Below are 245 nucleotides of genomic sequence, written 5' to 3' on the forward strand. Positions count from 1 at the left end.
GAAAAAATTGAAACATTATTTCTACAAGCAGGCTTCCCTGAACACTGCTTTAGCAACTTACTGGTTGATCGTAAAACCGCCAGCGCCCTAATTTCACACTCGGCTATAAGCGGCGTGACCTTCACTGGAAGCGACGGCACAGGTAAAAAAGTAGCAGAGCAAGCTGCTAAGCATGTTAAAAAAACCGTACTAGAACTGGGTAGTAACGATGCTTTTGTTGTACTTGACGACGCTGATTTAGCCCT

General features: G+C 44.5%; 1 protein-coding gene. It reads left to right on the top strand.

What is annotated here, in order from left to right:
- Positions 1-245 (top strand): aldehyde dehydrogenase family protein (locus tag SB749_RS20485; RefSeq protein WP_410711929.1); only part of this gene is annotated, 245 nt, incomplete at both ends.

The organism is Brevibacterium sp. SIMBA_078 (assembly GCF_046534565.1).
Lineage (GTDB): Bacteria > Actinomycetota > Actinomycetes > Actinomycetales > Brevibacteriaceae > Brevibacterium.